The organism is Pseudodonghicola flavimaris (genome assembly GCF_030164425.1).
In the GTDB taxonomy this organism is placed as follows: domain Bacteria; phylum Pseudomonadota; class Alphaproteobacteria; order Rhodobacterales; family Rhodobacteraceae; genus Pseudodonghicola; species Pseudodonghicola flavimaris.
This window is the reverse complement of the sequence record NZ_JASNJD010000050.1, coordinates 1-2,503: the sequence shown is the minus strand read 5'-3', so window position 1 is coordinate 2,503 and position 2,503 is coordinate 1. Positions and strand designations below refer to the sequence as shown.

General features: G+C 65.7%; 3 protein-coding genes. All 3 read right to left on the bottom strand.

What is annotated here, in order from left to right:
- Positions 1-29 precede the first annotated feature (29 nt).
- Genes tnpC through tnpA form a run of 3 tightly spaced genes read right to left on the bottom strand, consistent with a single transcriptional unit; the run spans position 30 to position 2,419 of the window.
- Complete coding sequence (gene tnpC, locus QO033_RS25145; protein WP_284483430.1) at positions 30-1,601, bottom strand: IS66 family transposase; 1,572 nt, start codon at positions 1,599-1,601, stop codon at positions 30-32.
- 54 nt (positions 1,602-1,655) lie between these two features.
- On the bottom strand, positions 1,656-2,006 hold the full coding sequence (gene tnpB, locus QO033_RS25140; protein WP_284483429.1) for an IS66 family insertion sequence element accessory protein TnpB: 351 nt from the start codon (positions 2,004-2,006) through the stop codon (positions 1,656-1,658).
- Positions 2,006-2,419: an IS66-like element accessory protein TnpA gene (gene tnpA / locus QO033_RS25135; RefSeq protein ID WP_284483428.1), complete on the bottom strand. Its 414-nt coding sequence runs from the start codon at positions 2,417-2,419 to the stop codon at positions 2,006-2,008. Before tnpA ends, tnpB begins: the two co-directional genes overlap by 1 nt.
- Positions 2,420-2,503: the final 84 nt, after the last annotated feature.

Sequence of the window (2,503 nt, the reverse complement as noted above, 5' to 3'; positions counted from 1 at the left end):
GTAAGCGGCGGCTGCATCCCACCTCAGGTTCAGCTTGACGGCTTGAAGTTCCACGGGAGAAGTTCGTCGATGCGGCCTTGCGGATGGCCGGCGGCGATGGCCTCGAGGGTGGTCTTGAGATAGGCGAAGGGCTCGACGCCGTTGATCTTTGCGGTCTCGATGAGCGACGCGATGCGTCCCCAAGCGCGCCCGCCTTCATCATGTCCGGCGAACAATGCGTTCTTCCTGTTCAGAGCGATGGGCCGGATCAGGTTCTCCACGCTGTTGGAGTCGATCTCCACCCGTCCATCGTGCAGGAAGGTCTGGAGCCCGTCCCAGTGCCGGTGGATGTAAGCGAGCTTCTCGCCCAGACGCGACTTGGCGGAGACACGCAAACGTTGCTGTTTTAGCCATTCACCGAACTCGACCACGAGGGGCGCTGTGCGCGCCTGCCGGGCCGAGAGCCGCTGTCCCGGCGCCGTGCCGCGAATGTCGGCTTCGATCTTGTAGAACTCGGCGATGCGGCGCAGCCCCTCGGCGGCGATCTCGGAGCCGTCGCGGTCGAAGACCTCCTTCAGCTTGCGCCGGGCGTGGGCCCAGCAATGCGCCACGCGGATCGGGTTGCCACCCTTGCGGGCGGGACGCGTCAAACGGTTGTAACCCTGGTAGCCATCGAGCTGCAGGATGCCGTCGAAGCCGTGCAAAATCTTCTCCGCGTTCTCCCCGGCGCGGCCGGGCGCGTAGAAGAAGACCACGCCCGGTGGATCATCTCCGCCCCATGACCGGTCGTCGCGGGCGAGCGCCCAGAGATATCCCGTCTTGGTCCTGCCGCGCCCCGGATCCAGCACAGGGGCAGTGGTTTCATCCATGAAGAGCTTGGTCGACGTCTTCAGATGTTCGGCCAGCCGGTCGACGACGGGACCGAGATGGAAGGCGGCGGTGCCGACCCAGTCGGCCAGCGTGCTGCGGTGGATCTCGATGCCCGATCGGGCAAGGATCCGGCTCTGCCGATACAAGGGCAAGTGGTCCGCATATTTGCTGATCAGGACATGCGCGATGGCGCCCTCGGTCGGCAGGCCGCCGTCGATGAGATGCGCCGGGGCGCTCGCCTGGGTCACGCCATCGGTGCAGGCGCGGCAGGCGTATTTGGGGCGAACCGTGACGAGCACGCGCAGCTGGGCGGGCACGATGTCCAGTCGCTCTGTGCGGTCCTCGCCGATCTTGTGCATCTCCCCGCAGCCACAAGGACATTGCAAACTGTCCGGCTCGATCACGCGCTCGATGCGCGGCAGGTCCTTGGGCAGGTTGCCTCGATTGCGCCGGGCTGCACGCCGGGGTCGGCTCTCGGACGGCGCTTGCGTCTCCTGCTTCTCCTCGGCTTCGGCGACCGCAATCTCGAGATCCTCGAACGCCAGCTGCCGGTCATCTTCGCTGAGCTTCTCGGACCGTTTGCCGTGGACTGCCTGGTTGAGTTCGGCAACCAGATGCTCGAGGCGCTTGATGATCTCCTTGAGGCTGACCCTCTCACCTTTGAGCTCCTCATGCTCGCGCAGCAGCGCGGCGACAGCTTCGCGCTGCGCCTCGGGGATTGCGGACAGGTCAATGATCGCGGTGGATGACATGGCCGGAGGCTACCCCGAAGCCGCCTCGAAGGCCCGCCCTTTCTCGTGCCTGATTCACTCTGCCGCAGCCGGGCGGCGGATCTCCAGGGCCTTCACCTTGCGCCAGTCGAGACCGGCGAACAGGGCTTCGAACTGCGCCCGGTTCAAAGTCATCACGCCGTCCCGAACCGCCGGCCAGGTGAAGGAACTCTCCTCGAGCCGCTTGTAGGCCATCACCAGCCCGGTGCCGTCCCAGAAGAGGATCTTCAGCCTGTCTGCACGCCTCGCCCGGAACAAAAACACGGTGCCAGTGAACGGATCCTCCTTTAGGACCGATGCGACCTGCGCGGCGAGACCGTCGTGGCCTTTCCTGAAGTCGACCGGCTGGGTCGCCACGAGGATACGGACGGTGTGGGACGGCATCATCACGAGGACGCCCCGAGCGCATGGACGATCTCGGCAATCCGCACCGCCGGGGTGTCGGCGGCAAGCGCGATCGTTACGTCACCGAAGACGAGACGCAGACTGTCGTCCGACCGCCCCGAGGGCTGCGGCGCCTGCGGGGGCTTCGGCTCGCACAGGACAACCGGCGCGAAGGCCGTCGGCTCATCCGACATCTCGGCGGCGGGCAGGACCAGCTTGCCCTCTTTGGCCAGGCATCGCCACGCCGACAACTGGTTCGGCTTCATCCCGTAACGCGCCGCCACGGCGTTGACCGTCGCGCCCGGCTCAAGTGTCTCCGCGACAGCCTGTGCCTTCACCTTCTCCGGCCACCGGCGGTGCCCGCTCTCGAAGATCTCAACTCCCAGCGATCTGAGAAACGCAGTCTGAGCATCCATTGCGAAACGCACTCCCATCTTGAGATGGGTATCACCTCGCAGTCCGCGCCGGCGCAGACAACGTGCCGCTCAGACACCGCTTAC

Bases quoted from the DNA above. Each gene is read 5' to 3' on its own strand.
- tnpB (WP_284483429.1), bottom strand. From the start codon at position 2,006: ATGATGCCGTCCCACACCGTCCGTATCCTCGTGGCGACCCAGCCGGTC.
- tnpC (WP_284483430.1), bottom strand. From the start codon at position 1,601: ATGTCATCCACCGCGATCATTGACCTGTCCGCAATCCCCGAGGCGCAG.
- tnpA (WP_284483428.1), bottom strand. From the start codon at position 2,419: ATGGATGCTCAGACTGCGTTTCTCAGATCGCTGGGAGTTGAGATCTTC.